This is a genomic window from Faecalimonas sp. LCP19S3_D12 (assembly GCF_052121495.1).
Taxonomy (GTDB): Bacteria; Bacillota; Clostridia; order Lachnospirales; family Lachnospiraceae; genus Faecalimonas.
Genome location: NZ_JBQKED010000009.1, coordinates 55,662 through 73,286 on the forward strand (window position 1 = coordinate 55,662; position 17,625 = coordinate 73,286).

Consider the following 17,625-nt stretch of genomic DNA (forward strand, 5'->3'; position numbering starts at 1 on the left):
TCTTTTATTCACATTTCACCTTTCTAAACTTTGCAATGAAAAATCCATCACTGTCATGTATCCCCGGCAGAAGTTGAATACACCCTTGCTCCACAACATCATTTTTCAACTCCTCACACAATAACTGTGCAATCGGCACAAGTTCAAACTCTTTATTCTGTTCTAAGAACCAATGTACGTTACCCATATTTTCTTCTTCGTGAATTGTACATGTGCTGTAAACCAAAATTCCTCCCGGCTTCACATAATCTTTGACTGTCGACAGCATCTTGCGTTGAAGAGCTACCAATTCTTTTTGTGTCTCTTCTGTCATCTTATATTTCAGATCCGTCTTTTTCCCAAGCACTCCCAGCCCGGAGCACGGAAGATCTGCCATCACAATATCTGCCTTTTCAAATGCAGTTTCATCTTTTTGCGTCGCATCCCACCTGACTGCTTCGATATTTGTCATACCAGAGCGTAAGATGTTTTCCTCAATAAGCCCCACCTTATAGTCTGTCAGATCTCTCGCCTGCACATGCCCTGTACCACAAAGCGACTCTGCCATGTGAAGTGCCTTTCCACCGGGTGCTGCACAGACATCTATGATCTCATCTCCTTCTTTTGGTTCTGCCAAATGTGCCACAAGCATGGAACTGATATCTTGCACCGAGAACGCTCCTTTTTGAAATGTCTCAAGCTCTCCTAAATAATTGTAAGAAGATATTCGAAGTGCATATGGAAGGTATGGATGTTCCTCGACATGTACTCCTTCGTCTTCAAGCGACTTCACAAGCTCTTCTTTTGACATCTGCCCCAAATCACACCGGATTATCGTGTCCTTCTCTTTTAAGAAATCCTGAAGCATACACTCCACAATCTCCCTGTCATACGCTGCCAGCCACTGTCTTAATATCCATGTCGGCATCGAGTATTTCACAGACAGATATTGTTCCAAATCTTTCTCATCCGGATATGATATTTGTTCCAGATTTCGGTCGATATTTCGTAAAAGTCCGTTCACAAATCCTTTTAAATTTACAAATCCTTTTTTCACCGCAAGTTTTACCGCCTCATTACAGGCAGCGGAATTCGGAACCGAATCCATATATTTCATCTGGTAAACCGCACTTCGGATGATATTACGGATGACTGGTTTCATCTTGTTTACCTTTACTTTTGAAAACTGGTTGATAATATAATCAAGCTCAATCATGCGCTCCAGTGTTCCCTCCGTCACTCTTGTGATAAAAGCGCGCTCTTTTTTGTCTAAATACTGATATTTATTCAGAACATTGCGAAGTGCGATATGACTGTGCTCCCCATCTCGTGTCACTTCCAGCAAAATCCCAAGCACCAGCTCTCGTTCATTGATTGACTTAGTCATCTCGTCTTCTTCCTCCTGTCAGAATCAAGATACGCACAAGCTGTAAGATTGCTGCAGCCGCACTTGCCACATACGTAAGCGCAGCCGCATTCAGCACTTTTTTCGTGGCTACAATCTCTTCACCCTGCATCATCCCGGTCTCAGCAAGAATGCGTACTGCTCTTCCTGACGCATTATACTCCACCGGCAAAGTCACAAGCTGAAACAATACTGCCAGCGAAAATGCCAAGATTCCGACATTGATAAGCAGTGCCGAAGACTGACTGTTGATAAACAGACCTAACACAATCAGTGGCCAGGCAATCATGGATCCAAAATTTGCCACGGGAACAAGCACACTCCGAAACTGTAGCGGTGCGTATCCTCTTGCATGCTGAATCGCATGTCCACACTCATGCGCTGCAACTCCCACCGCAGCTACTGAGCACTGTCCATATGTTGCATCGGAAAGTCTGAGCACTTTATTTCTCGGATCATAATGGTCTGTCAGATTTCCTGCTACCCGCTCAATTCGCACATCATAAATTCCGGCCCCATGGAGTACACGTTCTGCCGCCTGCGCTCCTGTCAGCCCCATATGGTTTCTCATTCCGGAATATTTTGAAAATGTACTTTTCACCCGCATCGATGCAATGGAGCAGATAATAACTCCTATGATAATCAATATATATGTTGGATCAAAATAAAAACTTGGATAAAACATCCTGCTTCCTCCTTTTTTCTACGCTCTCGAAAGAATTTCTCCTGATTTTACCTGATACCCCCTCAAAAATGCTCCGGCATCCATTCGTTTTTTCCCCGGAATCTGAACTTCCAGCACTTTCAACAGTCCATCTTTTGTCTGTACAGAAAACGCTTCTTTTTCTACTTTCACAATCGTTCCAGGTACGCCCTCTCCCGATGTCTCTTCCACCTCTGCACTCCAGATTTTCATTGTTTTTCCATTCCACATTGTATATGCGCTCGGCCACGGAGTCAGCCCGCGAATCAATCTCTCAATCTCTTTCGCACTCTGATTCCAGTCAATATTTCCAAGATGCTTGTCGAGCATTCTCGCATAGGCGGTCGGTGATTCTCCCTGTTTAACAGGAGTCACTGTTTTTTCTTCCAGCGCCTTTAATGTCTCTACACAGAGCTTTGCACCTGCAGCCGCAAGCTTATCATGAAGACTTCCTCCGGTCTCCTTTTCTTCTATTACAATCTCTGTCTTTAACAGCATATCTCCGGTATCCAGCCCTTCATCCATCTGCATGGTCGTTACACCTGTCACCGTTTCCCCGTCAATAATGGACCACTGAATCGGCGCTGCCCCGCGATATTTTGGCAACAATGACGCATGCACATTGACACATCCATATTTCGTCATCTCCAAAATTTCTTTTGGCAGAATCTGTCCAAATGCAATGACGATCATAATATCCGCCTCATATTTTCGAAGTTCTTCGATGCATTCCGGCTCTCTGACTCTTTTCGGCTGATAAACTGGAATTCCATGCTTTAACGCGCACTCTTTGACAGGCGTAAACTGCATCTCTTTTCCGCGTCCTTTTGGTTTATCCGGCTGTGTCACAGCAAGCACCACATCGTGTCCCGCCTCGATCAAAGCCTCTAAAGTACCCACCGAAAAATCCGGAGTCCCCATAAAAATTACTTTCATCTGCTGTCTCCTCCTTAGTCTTCCTCGTCAAACTCATCATCATACTCTACATTGTGAAGTTCGCCTTCTACTTTTTCGACATACAAATGCCCGTCCAAATGGTCTATCTCGTGGCAGAACGCTCTTGCAAGCAGCCCTTCTCCTTCATAAACCACTTCTTCCATCTCTTCATTGAGTGCCTTTACTTTCACATAATTCGGTCGCGTCACAGTTCCCGATTTTCCCGGCAGACTTAAACATCCTTCCTCTCCTGTCTGCTCTCCTGCCGTCTCAAGAATCTCCGGATTCACCAAAATAATCGGACCCTCTCCAATATCAATAACTACGATTCGTTTTAAAATACCAACCTGCGGTGCCGCCAGTCCCACTCCCATCGCATCATACATTGTATCCAGCATATCCTCAATCAACACCTTTGTTCGGTCTGTCATATCGGTTACTTCTTTACATACCTTCTCTAACACATCATCACCAATTTCTCGAATCTTACGAATTGCCATTTTTTATCCTCCTCATTTAAAACACATTCATCGGATTAAAGTCGAACTGCACTCGAACTTTTCGAAATCCGGAATTAATCTCTATATATTGTTCCAATTTATTTTTCAAATCTATCATCGCCTCGTATCTGGCATGTTTTAAATAGATCACTCTGCGATACACATCGTTTACCTTTCCCACATACGGACTTGCGGGACCGATGATTCTCACTTGACTCCGGTTCATGCGCTCTGCATAACTCTTCATGTAGCTGCACGCCGTCTCAAGCAAAGATTCATCTTCACTCGTAACCAAAATCGCTGCAAGCTGTTCCACCGGCGGATATCCCATCATTGTACGGTAGGCGAGTTCCTCTTGATAAAACGCTTCATAGTCCTGCTTTGCAGCTGTTTCAATACTATAATGTTCCGGACTGTATGTCTGAATGACAACCTCGCCCTTTTCACTTCCTCGCCCGGCGCGTCCCGCCGCCTGTGTAAGAAGCTGAAATGTCCGCTCTCCTGCACGATAGTCATCGGCGTACAACGATAGATCCGCCGCCAGTACTCCGACAAGTGTCACATTTGGAAAGTCATGTCCTTTTACAATCATCTGCGTTCCAATCAAAATATCCGCCTCTTCATTTGCAAACGCCTCCAAAATCTTCTCGTGTCCATCTTTTTCCTTCGTCGTATCCATGTCCATCCGAAGTACGCGTGCATCTGGGAATTCCTTCTTTACAAGTTCTTCAATCTGCTGTGTTCCTGCTCGGAAACCGCCGATATGTTTTGAGCCGCACGATGGGCAGACTGAAATCATAGGTTCCTCATATCCACAATAATGGCAGACCAATTTCCCACCGCGATGAGATGCAAGTGAGACATCGCAATGTGGACATTTTACCACATAGCCGCAGGATCTGCACGAAATAAATCCTGCAAACCCTCTCCGATTGATAAATAACATAATCTGTTGTCTCTTTCTCAATCGGTCAGCCATCAATTCATGCAGCTTTCCACTGATAATCGAGCGATTTCCACTTTTTAGTTCCTCTCGAAGATCGATTGTGTACACCGTCGGCATCTCCTGCATCTTTGCCCGGTTCTGAAGTCTTAAAAGTTCATATTCTCCTTTTTGGGCACGGTAGAAAGCCTCAAGAGACGGTGTCGCTGAACCAAGCACAACACTTGCACCTTCTAAGTTTGCCCGCTCCACAGCCGTCTCTCTGGCATGATATCGTGGGATCTGTTCACTTTTATAAGTCGATTCATGCTCCTCATCGATCACAATCAATCCCAAATTGGCAAAAGGGGTAAATAACGCCGATCTTGGACCAATCATCACATCAATCGCCCCTTCTTTTGCCCGCATCATCTGGTCATACCGCTCGCCGCTTGACATCTTGGAATTCATAATGGATATCCTCTCGCCAAACCGCTTATAAAACCGCATCACAGTCTGGTAGGTCAGTGCAATCTCAGGAATCAGTACAATCGCCTGCTTCCCTTCTTTGATCACACTTGCGATCATCTCCATGTAAACTTCAGTCTTTCCGCTCCCTGTCACCCCATATATGAGATAAGTCTTGCGGATTCCTTTCAGATAGTCTTCCCGAAATGTGTCAATCGCATGCTGCTGTTCCTCAGTATAAACCACTTCTTTCCACTCTTTTTTTCGATTTTTAATCGGATTTCTCCAGACCTGCTCGGACTCTATTCTGGCAACATTCTGCTCTTCAAGTGCCCGAATGACTGTTCGTGTGACATTCAGTTTTTTTGTGATAAGCTCATACTCCAATATCTCCTCATCAAGCAGCACAGCCAAAAGTCTCGCCCTTGCCTTCTGATTCTTCTTCAGATATTCCTCAAGCTTTGTCTTCCCTTCTTCTTCATCTAACAACAATCGGACATAGCGCCTGATCTTTTTGTTCTCTTCCCGCTTGATTGGAAGTACTGTCTTTAGCGACTGTATCATCGTCCCGCCATAGTACTCTTTCATCCACGCCGCCAGTGCCACCAGCCTGCCCTCGATCGCCACACTTTTCTCCGCCAGACTCAGAATTGATTTTACTTTGTTCGGATCATATTCACAGTGTTCTGACAGCCCGATCACATACCCTTTGATTTCACGATTCCCTTTTCCAAACGGCACGACAACCTCTACGCCTGCATGTAACCGTTCTTCTAACTCTGCCGGAATACGGTACTCAAAAATTTTATCCAGTTTTTCATGTGTAATATCTACGATAACTTTCGCATACATGCACAACTGCTCCTATACTTTTATCGAATCAAATTCTCTCTTTTACTCTCTTTTACGACTTCCGCAATGAGAACTCTCTCATCCATATCGTACTTCACGCCTTTGATCTCCTGATAATCCTCGTGTCCTTTTCCTGCGAGCACGATTACATCGCCCACCTCAGCATGGTCAACCGCATAGCGGATTGCTTCTTTTCTATCACAGATCTCCACATATTTTCCATCTGTTTTTCCAATCCCGATCTTAATATCATCAATGATATCCTGAGGTTCTTCAAAACGCGGATTGTCCGATGTGATGATTGTAAGATCTGCCAATTTTCCGGACACCTCACCCATCTCATATCTTCTCGCCTTCGCTCTGTTTCCTCCGCATCCAAACAGACATACAAGACGTTTTGGGTGATATTCTTTCAATGTTGTCAAAAGACTCTCAAGGCTCATCGCATTGTGCGCATAATCAATCATGAGCGTAAAGTCCTCAGATACTTTCACCATCTCGATTCTGCCTTTTACCTTTGCAACTTTTAAAGCCTTCTTGATCATCTCCACCGGCACATCAAAATGTCTGCACACCGCAATCGCAGTCAACGAATTATAGACACTGAATGTTCCCGGAATGTCAATCTCCACATCAAAATCCATCAGCCCGGACACATGGTAAGATACTCCTAAGTATCCTGGTCTTGACACTAATTTTGTATCTGCTGCCCGAAGGTCTGCTTTTTGCGCAAAACCAAATGTTTCAATCTGGCAGGTCGCGCCGCGAAATACATCTTCAAAGTACGGATCATCCACATTCGCAATCCCAATCCTGCATTGTTTGAACAACAGACCTTTGCATCGTTTATAATCTTCAAAATCTTTATGTTCATTCGGTCCGATATGGTCTTCCCCAAGATTTGTAAAAATTCCAATCTCAAACGGAATACCCGCAGTTCTGTGAAGCATCAACCCTTGCGATGACACTTCCATGACCACTGCATCACATCCCGCATCAACCATTTTCCGGAAATACTGGTGAATCGTAAACGACTCCGGTGTCGTATTCTTTGCCGGAATCACTTCGTCTCCGATGATCGCCTCGATTGTTCCGATCAGACCAACTTTATGTCCTACTCCCTCCAAAATGGACTTCACCATATATGTTGTCGTCGTCTTTCCTTTCGTTCCTGTGATACCTATTACTTTCAGCTGCTCTGCCGGATAACCGAAATATGCCGCAGATGCCAGCGCAAGTGCATACCTCGTATCTTCCACCTTAATCACAGTCACATGTTCTGGAGCTTCCACTTCTTTTTCCACGATCACAGCTTTCGCACCTTTTTCTGACACCTCTTTTACAAATTCATGACCATCTACAACTGCGCCGCTGATGCATACAAACACGCTGCCGGCGCAGACTTTTCTTGAATCATTCGTAAGCTCTGTAATCTCTATATCATCGTTTCCTTGTACTATCTTATACTCTAAACGTTCTAATAACTTTGTCAGCTTCATCATCTATTGCCTCCTGTTTTTTCATAGATACTATTAGGATACCACATCTCTATGAATATTCATAATAAAATTTCTATATACTATTTTTAAGAAAGCAAATATGAGGTATCACTATGCACATCTTTATTATGGATATGATGAATTCTTTCGGCTATATCGGAATTGCTCTTCTCATTATGATTGAAAATCTCTTTCCTCCTATTCCCTCGGAAGTCATCCTGACATTCGGCGGCTTTATGACAACTTATACCCATTTGACAGTAGGTGGAGTTGTCTTTTTTTCCACCATCGGTTCCACAGTTGGCGCCATCTTTCTTTACTACATTGGGAAATTACTCTCTCCGGAAAAATTAGAACAACTTATAGATGGAAAGCTCGGAAAAATCCTCCATTTCAAAAAATCAGATGTCAGAAAATCGATCAAAAAATTCCAACAAAAAGGGAATGTGACCGTTTTCATCTGCCGTTGTATCCCAATCCTTCGAAGTTTAATCTCTATTCCTGCCGGAATGTCGAACATGAAAATGGGCAATTTTTTAGTCCTTACAATTGCCGGAAGTGCACTTTGGAACACTATTCTCGTCTCAGCCGGCGCTGCTGCCGGAGCCTCCTGGGAAAAAATTTTGGAAGTGATGGATACATATTCTACCGTTGTCATTATCATCATAGGACTTTCTATGTTTTTTGGTTGCTTCTTTTATTATCGCAATCGAAAAAATGAATCGTAAAGCACGAAAGGGACTTTTCTCCTACTTGAGTAAAGTCCCTTTTTTCACTGCATCTTCTCCGTACTTTTTACGAATCACATCCAATGCTTTATCTAATTTTTGATGTTTCTGGTTTTTCACACTCTGTTCTTCCTGCTTTGTCTGAAAGTCAAAAATACTCATTTGAACCGGAGCCGACTCATCCTGAAGTTTTGAAGTGCGTATACCAAGCAGACGAATCGGTTCCTGATTCCACAATTCCCGGAACAATTCGCATGCTGCTTTATAAATCACCTGATCTGCATTGCTCGCCGTCTCAAGCTGTTTCTGATGGGAAACCGTCTGAAACGTGTGGTATTTAATCTCCACGCTCACCATACCGGCTCTCTGTTTTTCCTTGCGAAGTCTTCCGCCAACACTTTCTGCCAACCACAAAAGAACTTTTTTCGCTTCTTCCTCTGTGACAGCATCTTTTGCCAATGTCGTCGAATTACCGATCCCCTTATTCTCCACGTGTCCTCTTCGAACTTTCTCATGGTCTATTCCATTTGCAAATTCCCACAATGTCCTGCCATGACTTTTCAGATGTAACTCCAGCAAATTCGGGTCTGCCTTTGCAAGTTCCCCGATTGTCCGTATCTCCAGCTTGTTAAGTACCTCTACACTGGATCGTCCCGCCATATAAAGTTCCGAAATAGGCAATGGCCACATCTTTACCGGGATTTCTTTCGGAAATAAGGTGTGTACCTTATTTGGCTTCTCAAAATCAGATGCCATCTTTGCTAAAAGATGATTTACAGATATTCCAATATTCACTGTGAATCCAAACTTCTCATACACAGCGTCTTTGATCTCAAATGCAGCCTCCACAGGAGACAGATACAGATAGGATATCCCCGTAAAATCCATGAAACACTCATCCACACTCACCTGCTCGATATCTGGTGTATACATTTGAAGAAACTCCATCAGTCTCCTGCTGTACTCCTGATACATCTTATGATTTGGCGGCGCCATCACAAGATCCGGACATTTTCGGAAAGCCTGTGCAACCGGCTCTCCTGTCCGAATCCCATATCTTTTCGCCAAAGGAGATTTTGCAAGCACAACCCCGTGTCTGGATTCCTGATTGCCTCCGATGATCGCCGGGATTGTACGCAAATCCACTTCTGCTCCATTTTTCAATTGTTCTACTGCCGTCCAGCTAAGATACGCTGAATTTACATCAATGTGAAAAATAATCTGTTCCATGCTTTTTTCCTGCAATTTATTTTATTTTCGCTGTCAGTTTGTCCCCTTCTACATCAATCAGAATGACATCTTCACTGCTAATATCTCCCTGTAAAATCAGTTTTGCAGCTAATGTCTCTACATGCTTTTGAAGATATCGTTTCAGCGGTCTTGCACCGTACATTGGCTCATAGCCACCTTCCACCACAAAATTCTTCGCAGCATCTGTAAGCTCTATCGAAAGTTCTTTATCTTCCAGCCGTTTATTGACATCTTTTAATAATAAGTCAATGATTGCATAAACGTTCTGTTTCGTCAATGGTTTGAACATAATTGTCTCATCTAGACGATTCAAAAATTCAGGTCTGAAATGTGCACGCAGATCATTCATGACCATCGTTTCACTTTCCTTGCTGATCTCACCGTTCTCATCAATGCCATCCAAAAGGTAAGCAGATCCGATATTTGATGTCATGATCAGAATCGTATTTTTAAAATCAACAGTCCGACCTTGTGAGTCAGTGATACGTCCGTCATCCAACACCTGCAGCAACACATTAAACACATCCGGATGTGCCTTTTCAATCTCATCAAACAAAACAACGGAATATGGTTTTCTTCGAACCGCCTCTGTAAGCTGTCCGCCTTCGTCATATCCGACATATCCCGGAGGTGCTCCTATCAGACGAGACACTGAGTATTTCTCCATATATTCGCTCATATCAATACGAACCATATTGCTCTCATCATCAAACAAACTCTCCGCAAGTGCTTTTGCAAGCTCTGTCTTACCTACCCCGGTAGGTCCCAGGAACAGGAATGATCCGATTGGTTTCGTAGGATCTTTGATACCTGCTTTCGAACGGATAATCGCCTCTGTTACTTTTGTAACCCCTTCATCCTGCCCAATGACACGTTTGTGGAGTTCTTCGTCAAGATGAAGCGTCTTGCTTCTCTCACTTTCATTTAATTTTGCAACCGGAATTCCTGTCCATCTGGAAATGATTCTAGCAATCTCTTCATCTGTCACACTTTCATGCACTAATGAAAGATCCCGCTCTTTCACTTTCTTTTCCTCTTCCTCCAACTGTTTTGTCAGCTGTGGAAGTTTGCCGTACTGCAATTCTGCCGCACGTTCCAAATTGTAGGAATGCTGTGCTTTTTGAATCTCCTGATTCACCTGCTCAATCTCTTCACGGATTTTCTGGAGTCTCTCTACAGAATTCTTCTCATTGTCCCACTGTGCTTTCTTTCCGGCAAATTCATCACGCAGTTCTCCAAGCTCTTTTTGTAGGTTCACAAGTCTGTCCTGACTTAATCTGTCATTCTCTTTTTTCAGAGCCGCCTCTTCAATCTCAAGCTGCATAATACGTCTTTGCAGTCCATCCAACTCTGTAGGCATAGAGTCTAACTCTGTCTTGATCAATGCACACGCTTCATCTACAAGGTCAATCGCCTTGTCTGGAAGGAATCGGTCGGAAATATATCGATTGGAAAGTGTTGCGGCTGCCACAAGTGCACTGTCTGTAATCTTCACACCATGAAATACTTCATAACGCTCTTTTAAGCCACGCAGAATTGAAATCGCATCTTCCACCGATGGTTCATCTACCATAACCGGCTGGAAACGTCTCTCCAATGCAGCATCTTTTTCAATATACTGTCTATATTCATCCAGTGTTGTCGCGCCAATACAGTGAAGTTCTCCACGCGCCAGCATCGGCTTTAACATATTTCCAGCATCCATCGCACCGTCCGTCTTACCTGCTCCGACAATCGTGTGAAGTTCATCGATAAACAGAATAATATTTCCATCACTGTTTTTCACTTCTTCGAGCACTGCTTTTAGACGCTCCTCAAATTCACCACGATATTTTGCACCGGCTACCAGTGCCCCCATATCAAGTGCAAACACTTTTTTATCTTTTAACGCCTCAGGCACATCTCCGCGCACAATACGTTGTGCCAGCCCTTCTACTGCCGCCGTCTTACCGACACCAGGTTCTCCGATTAGCACCGGATTGTTTTTTGTCTTTCTAGACAGGATTCGTATGACATTACGAATCTCCGCATCACGACCGATGACTGGATCAAGTTTTTGTTCTCTTGCCCGTTCTACCAGATCACTGCCGTATTTATTAAGCGTATCATAGGTTGCCTCCGGATTGTCACTGGTGACTCTCTGATTCCCTCTTACGGTAGAAAGTACTTGAAGGAAACGCTCTCTTGTAATATTAAACTCCTTGAAAATCGCCTTTACTTCTCTGTTTGGCTGCTTAATTAATGCTAGAAAAATATGCTCTACAGAAATGTACTCATCTCCCATTTGTGTAGCTTCATCTTCCGCATGAATCAAAGCTTTGTTCAAATCCTGTCCAATATATACCTGACCGCCTTGCACTTTCGTTCTCTTTCTAAGCGCTTCCTCCACACGGTTGATAAACAACTCTTTTTGAATTTCCATCTTTTCTAATAATTTTAAAATCAGACTGTCATTCTGTGTGACCAAAGCATAGAGTAAATGCTCCTGCTCAATCTCCTGATTGCCATATTCATAAGCAACTTTTTCACAGCCCTGCACCGCCTGCATCGAATTTTGTGTAAATTTGTTTATATTCATACATCACGCCTCCTTTTGTGAGTTTGTTTTTGTTTGTTCTATTGTATGTATAACACATATTATTAGCACTGTCAAGCGTTGAGTGCTAATTTTTTAGTATTTTTTTGGTGTCAAGCATTTTGCCATACTTCACGCTTGTAAAAGGGCAGGTCTGAAATATATTCACAGCTGACTTTTGCCTGCATATCCTTAAAAATATCGTTCATTTCATCACTCCAATCTGATTTTAGGTAAGAAAAAAAGCAGTCAATCCTAAGACTAACTACTTTGCATATAAATTTGGAAACTAAAATTTTCGAAAGTTTTTTTGTATTTTGTGTAGCCATAGTCCAGCAATACCAACTATAATTACTAAGAAAAAAAACTGCGGTAGGAATAGAATAATTTTTTACTATAATCGCAATTATCCCAGATACTAAAATACCAATTCCTACGAATAAAACAGGTTTTCCTAATTCTTTTGCATATCCTTTTTTATTGTCAGTTGTGTCAAACACTTTGCCATGAACAAAAGAGTAATTTCCCTTTAATAGAGAAATGCTCACAAATATAAGGATAGCAGAAGCAAACCACATCATTATGCTAAATCCTATCATAATATATCACTTCCTAAAGTTGTATTTTTATATCCGTATTATATCACTCTTGTATCTGCAAAACAATAAAGTTTTATGCTTCGATAATCTTATTGAACCGCTCTAGCAATACATCTTTCACACCGCCAGCATTGAACACCAATCCGACAGCAATCAAGGCAACTATCAAGAAGCCGATGAGTTTAGAAAACTCACGCTTGACAAAGGCTCTTGCACCAGTGAAAACTTCGTCCTGCGTTGCCTTTGGAATTTCATCAAATGATACCGACACACTCCGCACTTTCCGTCCAATAAGAACGGCTAGAAATAGAAAAGGAACGTCATTTTAGGCGTTCCATAGTCCATGAAATATTTAATTTTCTATACTCTTCCCAATCAACAGCTGCCCTCTACTATTCTATATTTTATTTTTCTTTCATTTCTTCAAGCAAAATGTGCAATTTTGTAATCTGCTCCTGCAAACTTTCATTTGCTTCCTGTAAATTTTCATTCGTTTCCTGCAAACTTTCATTCGTTTCCTTCAATTCCTCAATCTCTCTTTGTTGTTCTTCCACCATATATTTTATATCACTGGCATCTGCTTCTCTTAACGCTTTTCGGTACATATCTATCAGCTCCTTTGGTTGATATCGAAACACAATGAGATCCTGGTATAACTCTCGAAACTCCGGATATTTCCCGACAACTTTCAAAATATCTTCCGGTTTATCAGAACTTAAAAAGTATGGCCAAGCCTCTAATTTACTAATTTCATTATGCGTGATTTTCCGAAAAATATCAAGTGGAATCAAAAAATATTCCTGCAATAAATCCATTTCAAGTCCCGTATCAAAAATTTGCTTTGCATGATGCAGATACTCTGTGTGACCTCAAAAAGAACTGAAATACAATTGCCATCTTCCCACAAAATATATTATAATGGACTTTCTTAATAAACAAAACAGAAAGGGGAACATCATGGCAAAAATTACAGAAGGCTATATGCCATACCTTGGCTATCAGACATATTATAGAATAGTCGGTGAAAGAAAAAACAATGGAAAAGCACCTTTGATCTGCCTCCACGGCGGACCGGGTTCTACTCACAATTATTATGAGGTATTAGATAACGTCGCTGACGACGATGACCGTATGATCGTTATGTATGACCAAATCGGCTGTGGGAACTCATACCTCGACGGACATTCAGAACTTTGGAATCAAAAAGTTTGGTTAGACGAACTTGATGCTTTAAGAAAACATCTTGGATTGGATGAGTGTCATATTATCGGACAATCCTGGGGCGGCATGATGCAGATTGCTTATGCAATCGATTACAAACCACAGGGCATTAAAAGTTTCATCATTTCCAGCGGTCACCCAAGCAGCTCTCTTTGGGAGCGGGAAGGTCTTCGCCGCATCAAGATGATGCCACAGGATATGCAGGACGCGATCAATCATGCACTCGAAACCGGTGATTTCACAGGAGAAGCTTACGATGCGGCCGTTGCTGAATATATGGACAGATACTGCAACTATTGGCTAGGTGAGGATGCTCCTGAGTGTTGTAAAAGACCTAAAAAATCCGGTTCTGAATCTTATGTTGAAGGATGGGGACCAAACGAGTTTGCACCTACAGGCACTCTCAAGGACTTCGAGTACATTGACAGACTTGGTGAGATCAAGATCCCTTCGCTGATCTGCAGCGGTATCTCCGATCTTTGCTCTCCTCTTGTTGCAAAAACAATGGCAGACGGAATTCCAAACTCCAAATGGATTCTTTGGGAACGTGCGAGACATACCTGCTTCGTAGACAGACATGATGACTACTGTGTAGAACTCATCAAATGGATGAACAAATACGACTAAGCAAATTTCAAAATCAGGAACTAAAAAAGCACCTCGCCACCAATCAAGACTGGTCCCGCGAGGTGTTTTATACATGCCTTAATGTTATGCTGTCAGATATAATATAAAGTAAAACAGCACAATCGCAGCCGCAACAAGCCCTAACGCATATAATAACTTTTTCTTCATCCTGCCGTTCCTCCTTTTTATTTATCCTGAAAGACAATCTCATATTTATCCAAATCATAGACATTTCCAAAAAATCCTGTCAAAATTGTCTCTGCATTACTTCTCGCATTCTCAAACAATCCATTTGCAATGGCATCGTCCTGCGCTGTCTTTTTCAGATTCTCCAATGCTTCGTTGCTTTCATCTAAGGTAATCGGGCTGAAAATGCTCTCTTCTTCATGGTACACTTTAAAAGAATCCAAATCAATCTCATTGCTCAAGACTTTCACCTCCGGGAGCGTCACTTCAATCTTCTCACCTTTTTCACTCCACTTGATATCTTTAAAATCATACCCTGCCTTGATCACAAAATCGTAGCTATAAATATATTTACTCTGAGTAAATGGTATTTTGATTCCGAACAGCTTTCTCCAGTCATCGGTCACATTTACTTCTGTGCAATATGCGGATTGTGTCGCCAATTCCCCAATATTTTCAAATCCTATTTTCGTAGTCTTGCTCTCCGATGTGATTACACTGCGCAGTCCAATTGCCCCAAGTGCGATTACCAAAACCACTGCAAGAACGATAACTACATTTTTTGTAAGATGCTTTCCTACAAATTTCAGCACCCTTCTCTTTTTTGTACTTTTTTCTTTTTGATTCTCCATACGCATTTCCTTTCTACTTTCTACAAATTTGCGTACAGTCATTATAGCATACCCATTAAAAATAAACATACAAAAACGGTAATTTCTAAAAAAATAAAAATTACCGTTTCTATGCATTCCCTATGCTGCATGCCCATTACTGCTTTGGCTGGCTAATTTTTCAAATTCTCTTAATTTTTGTTTTGCCTCTGCGCTTAAATTCTTTGGCACCTGAATCTGTACTGTTACATACTGATCACCGTACTGAGATGGATTTTTCATGGATACAACGCCTTTTCCCCGCAGACGGATCTTACTTCCGGACTGCGTTCCTTCTCGAATCTTGCAAATGACCTCTCCATGTATTGTTTTTACACGGGCTTCTCCTCCAAATACTGCTGTCGTATACGGTATCTGAGCCGTCGTGTAGATATCCCTTCCTTTTCTTTCATATCCCGGCTTTTCTCCTACCGTGACACGAAGTAATAAGTCTCCACTTCCTCCACCGTTGATTCCCGGATTGCCTTTTCCTCTCAAGCGGATTGTCTTTCCTGTCTCAATTCCTGCCGGAATGTGAACCTGAAGTGATTGTACATTTCCATCCTGACCTCTTAAATGAATGACTTTATCCCCTCCGAAAACAGCTTCGTCAAAACTTACAGCGACATCTGCTTCCACATCAGACCCTCTGCCGGAAAATTCTCGACCGCCAAATCCACGCTTTCCAAATCCTCCACTACTCTTTCCATGAAACATATCACCAAAAATATCTCCGAAAATATCGTCCATGTCACCACCTTCGAAATGATATTCCCGATAACCTCCATTTCCGGTATTTCTGTAATATGCGCCTTCCTGCGGACAACTTCCATCAAACGCCGCATGACCAAACTGATCATATAGTTTTCGTTTTTTGGGATCACTCAAAACCGTATATGCTTCTGTAATCTCTTTAAATTTCTGCTCTGCCTGAGCATTTCCTGCATTCGTATCCGGATGATATTTTTTTGCCAGCTTTCGATATGCCTTCTTAATAGCCCCTTCTTCTGCCTCTCGGCTGACTCCAAGAACCTCATAATAATCACGTTTTGTTTCCACAATCATCACCTCCCATATTAAGAATACCCCGGGAATTACTCCCCAGGGTTTCAATCAGTTACTTTGCTTGCACACCTATTTTATTCGCCTTCAATTGATACAAATTTTCTTTGCTCTACTTCCGGCTTTGCTTCTTTCTTTGGAACAAACAGTTTCAAAATACCGTGTTTGAATTCCGCTTTGATGTCTTCCTGTGTAATCTCGTCCCCCACATAGAAACTTCTCTGGCAAGATCCGCTGTAGCGTTCACGACGAATATATTTTCCGGATTCTTTTTCCTTTTCATCCTGATTCAACTGTTTTGCTGCGCTAATAGCCAAATATCCATCTTTTAACTCAGCCTGAATCTCATCTTTATGAAATCCCGGAAGATCAATCTCAAGCTCATATCCGTCTTTGTGTTCTTTGATGTCTGTCTTCATAATGTTTTTCGCATTGTGTCCATATAATTTTCTCTCTGCCCGATCATCAAAGAATGGGAATTCAAAGAAATCATCAAATAAATTATCATTAAAAATACTAGGTCTTAACATAAGTCATGTCTCCTTTCAAAAACATATTGTTTATTGGTTTGGAGCATTGGATTTCGGAACTTCTTTTTGTTCATCTTCCTTTGTTCTATTTATTTTATAACACTTATAATTAGCACTGTCAAGAGGTGAGTGCTAATATTTTTATTATTTTTTCCATTTTATATTACCTCATTTCTTTTCTTCCAAAGCATTTAATAGAAACGAATAGTGCAAATGCTGATACAATTACAGCACATGGTATAAACGGAAATAATGATATTGTACTTCCTGTACCTGTCGTTGTGACGGTATGTAAGGCGTCTGATACAACATAACCACTATAACAATAACATTCTCTCTACCTTACATTTACCTTACAAATGCGAAAATGACTGTTCAACTTTTTTCAGAATGTTATAATAGGATAAAGAAAAATATAAAGAAAGCGTGACAAACAAATGAATGATACACATTTAAAATCAAAAAAAATATTGATAGTTGATGATGAAGAAAATTTAAGAAGTATGCTTATTACCATATTAGAAGATGAAAACTTTTTTAATATTATTACCGCCGATTGTGTAAAATCAGCTTTGGAAATCTGTCAACAGGAAAAACCAGATATAGCTATATTAGATGTTATGCTTCCGGACGGGAACGGTTTTGAACTTATGGACGCACTAAGAAGTTTCACCAATATTCCAGTGATATTTTTGACTGCAAAAGATGATATACAAGATAAATATTCAGGCTCTAGGTTGGGAGCTGACGATTACATAACGAAACCATTTATACCAAAAGAACTTATATTCCGTCTAAATTGTTGTGGTCAAGCTTTTTTGGGTTCTTTCCAATGTTAGTTGACTTTTCGCTTTAATTCAAGTCGTAACAGTTTTGCTTTCAGTAGTTCAAAACTGTTACGGCCATACATAATCCTTTTCACTACTTTGAGT

General features: G+C 41.6%; 16 protein-coding genes and 1 pseudogene. 3 read left to right on the forward strand and 14 right to left on the reverse strand.

The window, feature by feature from the left end:
• Positions 1–4: 4 nt before the first annotated feature.
• Genes rsmB through ACTQXY_RS04310 form a run of 6 tightly spaced genes read right to left on the reverse strand, consistent with a single transcriptional unit; the run spans position 5 to position 7,264 of the window.
• A complete protein-coding gene (gene rsmB / locus ACTQXY_RS04285; protein WP_441658431.1) occupies positions 5–1,366 on the reverse strand; it encodes a 16S rRNA (cytosine(967)-C(5))-methyltransferase RsmB in 1,362 nt (453 codons plus the stop codon).
• Positions 1,359–2,069 (reverse strand): zinc metallopeptidase, encoded by a 711-nt coding sequence (locus ACTQXY_RS04290; RefSeq protein ID WP_441658432.1) that lies wholly within the window; start codon positions 2,067–2,069, stop codon positions 1,359–1,361. Before ACTQXY_RS04290 ends, rsmB begins: the two co-directional genes overlap by 8 nt.
• 18 nt (positions 2,070–2,087) lie before the next feature.
• Complete coding sequence (gene fmt / locus ACTQXY_RS04295) at positions 2,088–3,023, reverse strand: methionyl-tRNA formyltransferase (protein WP_441658433.1); 936 nt, start codon at positions 3,021–3,023, stop codon at positions 2,088–2,090.
• Positions 3,024–3,037: 14 nt separating this feature from the next.
• Positions 3,038–3,523, reverse strand: coding sequence for a peptide deformylase (gene def / locus ACTQXY_RS04300; protein WP_441658434.1), 486 nt, complete (start codon positions 3,521–3,523; stop codon positions 3,038–3,040).
• A 16-nt stretch (positions 3,524–3,539) separates the two neighbouring features.
• Positions 3,540–5,765 carry a replication restart helicase PriA gene (priA, locus tag ACTQXY_RS04305; protein ID WP_441658435.1) on the reverse strand — a complete coding sequence of 742 codons (2,226 nt, stop codon included), beginning with the start codon at positions 5,763–5,765 and terminating at the stop codon, positions 3,540–3,542.
• 20 nt (positions 5,766–5,785) lie between these two features.
• On the reverse strand, positions 5,786–7,264 hold the full coding sequence (locus ACTQXY_RS04310) for a UDP-N-acetylmuramoyl-L-alanyl-D-glutamate--2,6-diaminopimelate ligase (RefSeq protein ID WP_441658447.1): 1,479 nt from the start codon (positions 7,262–7,264) through the stop codon (positions 5,786–5,788).
• 113 nt (positions 7,265–7,377) lie between these two features.
• Here ACTQXY_RS04310 and ACTQXY_RS04315 point away from each other — a divergent pair, with 113 nt between their 5' ends.
• Positions 7,378–7,992, forward strand: a complete 615-nt coding sequence (locus tag ACTQXY_RS04315) for a VTT domain-containing protein (RefSeq protein ID WP_441658436.1) — start codon at positions 7,378–7,380, stop codon at positions 7,990–7,992.
• Between the two features lie 21 nt (positions 7,993–8,013).
• Here the strand turns inward: ACTQXY_RS04315 and ACTQXY_RS04320 are convergent, their stop codons facing one another.
• The 5 genes and pseudogenes from ACTQXY_RS04320 to ACTQXY_RS04340 form a co-directional block, all read right to left on the reverse strand.
• Entirely contained in the window at positions 8,014–9,222 is a 1,209-nt protein-coding gene (locus ACTQXY_RS04320; RefSeq protein ID WP_441658437.1) for a Y-family DNA polymerase, read from the reverse strand.
• Between the two features lie 16 nt (positions 9,223–9,238).
• On the reverse strand, positions 9,239–11,821 hold the full coding sequence (gene clpB, locus ACTQXY_RS04325) for an ATP-dependent chaperone ClpB (protein ID WP_441658438.1): 2,583 nt from the start codon (positions 11,819–11,821) through the stop codon (positions 9,239–9,241).
• 119 nt (positions 11,822–11,940) lie between these two features.
• Positions 11,941–12,027, reverse strand: a pseudogene (locus tag ACTQXY_RS04330) (conjugal transfer protein); the annotation flags it as partial.
• A gap of 463 nt (positions 12,028–12,490) precedes the next feature.
• On the reverse strand, positions 12,491–12,688 hold the full coding sequence (locus tag ACTQXY_RS04335; RefSeq protein ID WP_441658448.1) for a hypothetical protein: 198 nt from the start codon (positions 12,686–12,688) through the stop codon (positions 12,491–12,493).
• A gap of 133 nt (positions 12,689–12,821) precedes the next feature.
• The gene (locus ACTQXY_RS04340; RefSeq protein WP_441658439.1) at positions 12,822–13,232 is read right to left on the reverse strand and encodes a hypothetical protein; all 411 of its coding nucleotides are present in this window, start codon (positions 13,230–13,232) and stop codon (positions 12,822–12,824) included.
• Between the two features lie 142 nt (positions 13,233–13,374).
• Between ACTQXY_RS04340 and pepI the strand changes: the two genes are divergently transcribed.
• Entirely contained in the window at positions 13,375–14,265 is an 891-nt protein-coding gene (gene pepI / locus ACTQXY_RS04345) for a proline iminopeptidase (RefSeq protein ID WP_441658440.1), read from the forward strand.
• A gap of 185 nt (positions 14,266–14,450) precedes the next feature.
• Here the strand turns inward: pepI and ACTQXY_RS04350 are convergent, their stop codons facing one another.
• From ACTQXY_RS04350 to ACTQXY_RS04360, 3 genes are all read right to left on the reverse strand, one after another.
• Positions 14,451–15,083 (reverse strand): DUF4230 domain-containing protein, encoded by a 633-nt coding sequence (locus tag ACTQXY_RS04350; protein WP_441658441.1) that lies wholly within the window; start codon positions 15,081–15,083, stop codon positions 14,451–14,453.
• 120 nt (positions 15,084–15,203) lie between these two features.
• Positions 15,204–16,166 (reverse strand): DnaJ C-terminal domain-containing protein, encoded by a 963-nt coding sequence (locus ACTQXY_RS04355; RefSeq protein WP_441658442.1) that lies wholly within the window; start codon positions 16,164–16,166, stop codon positions 15,204–15,206.
• Between the two features lie 74 nt (positions 16,167–16,240).
• Entirely contained in the window at positions 16,241–16,693 is a 453-nt protein-coding gene (locus ACTQXY_RS04360; RefSeq protein WP_441658443.1) for an Hsp20 family protein, read from the reverse strand.
• A gap of 437 nt (positions 16,694–17,130) precedes the next feature.
• Here ACTQXY_RS04360 and ACTQXY_RS04365 point away from each other — a divergent pair, with 437 nt between their 5' ends.
• On the forward strand, positions 17,131–17,532 hold the full coding sequence (locus ACTQXY_RS04365; protein WP_441658444.1) for a response regulator: 402 nt from the start codon (positions 17,131–17,133) through the stop codon (positions 17,530–17,532).
• Positions 17,533–17,625 lie beyond the last annotated feature (93 nt).

Excerpts from the sequence above, each read along its gene's own strand:
- rsmB (WP_441658431.1), bottom strand. The coding sequence starts at position 1,366 with ATGACTAAGTCAATCAATGAACGAGAGCTGGTGCTTGGGATTTTGCTG.
- ACTQXY_RS04290 (WP_441658432.1), bottom strand. The coding sequence starts at position 2,069 with ATGTTTTATCCAAGTTTTTATTTTGATCCAACATATATATTGATTATC.
- fmt (WP_441658433.1), bottom strand. The coding sequence starts at position 3,023 with ATGAAAGTAATTTTTATGGGGACTCCGGATTTTTCGGTGGGTACTTTA.
- def (WP_441658434.1), bottom strand. The coding sequence starts at position 3,523 with ATGGCAATTCGTAAGATTCGAGAAATTGGTGATGATGTGTTAGAGAAG.
- priA (WP_441658435.1), bottom strand. The coding sequence starts at position 5,765 with ATGTATGCGAAAGTTATCGTAGATATTACACATGAAAAACTGGATAAA.
- ACTQXY_RS04310 (WP_441658447.1), bottom strand. The coding sequence starts at position 7,264 with ATGAAGCTGACAAAGTTATTAGAACGTTTAGAGTATAAGATAGTACAA.
- ACTQXY_RS04315 (WP_441658436.1), top strand. The coding sequence starts at position 7,378 with ATGCACATCTTTATTATGGATATGATGAATTCTTTCGGCTATATCGGA.
- ACTQXY_RS04320 (WP_441658437.1), bottom strand. The coding sequence starts at position 9,222 with ATGGAACAGATTATTTTTCACATTGATGTAAATTCAGCGTATCTTAGC.
- clpB (WP_441658438.1), bottom strand. The coding sequence starts at position 11,821 with ATGAATATAAACAAATTTACACAAAATTCGATGCAGGCGGTGCAGGGC.
- ACTQXY_RS04340 (WP_441658439.1), bottom strand. The coding sequence starts at position 13,232 with ATGGATTTATTGCAGGAATATTTTTTGATTCCACTTGATATTTTTCGG.
- pepI (WP_441658440.1), top strand. The coding sequence starts at position 13,375 with ATGGCAAAAATTACAGAAGGCTATATGCCATACCTTGGCTATCAGACA.
- ACTQXY_RS04350 (WP_441658441.1), bottom strand. The coding sequence starts at position 15,083 with ATGGAGAATCAAAAAGAAAAAAGTACAAAAAAGAGAAGGGTGCTGAAA.
- ACTQXY_RS04355 (WP_441658442.1), bottom strand. The coding sequence starts at position 16,166 with ATGATTGTGGAAACAAAACGTGATTATTATGAGGTTCTTGGAGTCAGC.
- ACTQXY_RS04360 (WP_441658443.1), bottom strand. The coding sequence starts at position 16,693 with ATGTTAAGACCTAGTATTTTTAATGATAATTTATTTGATGATTTCTTT.
- ACTQXY_RS04365 (WP_441658444.1), top strand. The coding sequence starts at position 17,131 with ATGAATGATACACATTTAAAATCAAAAAAAATATTGATAGTTGATGAT.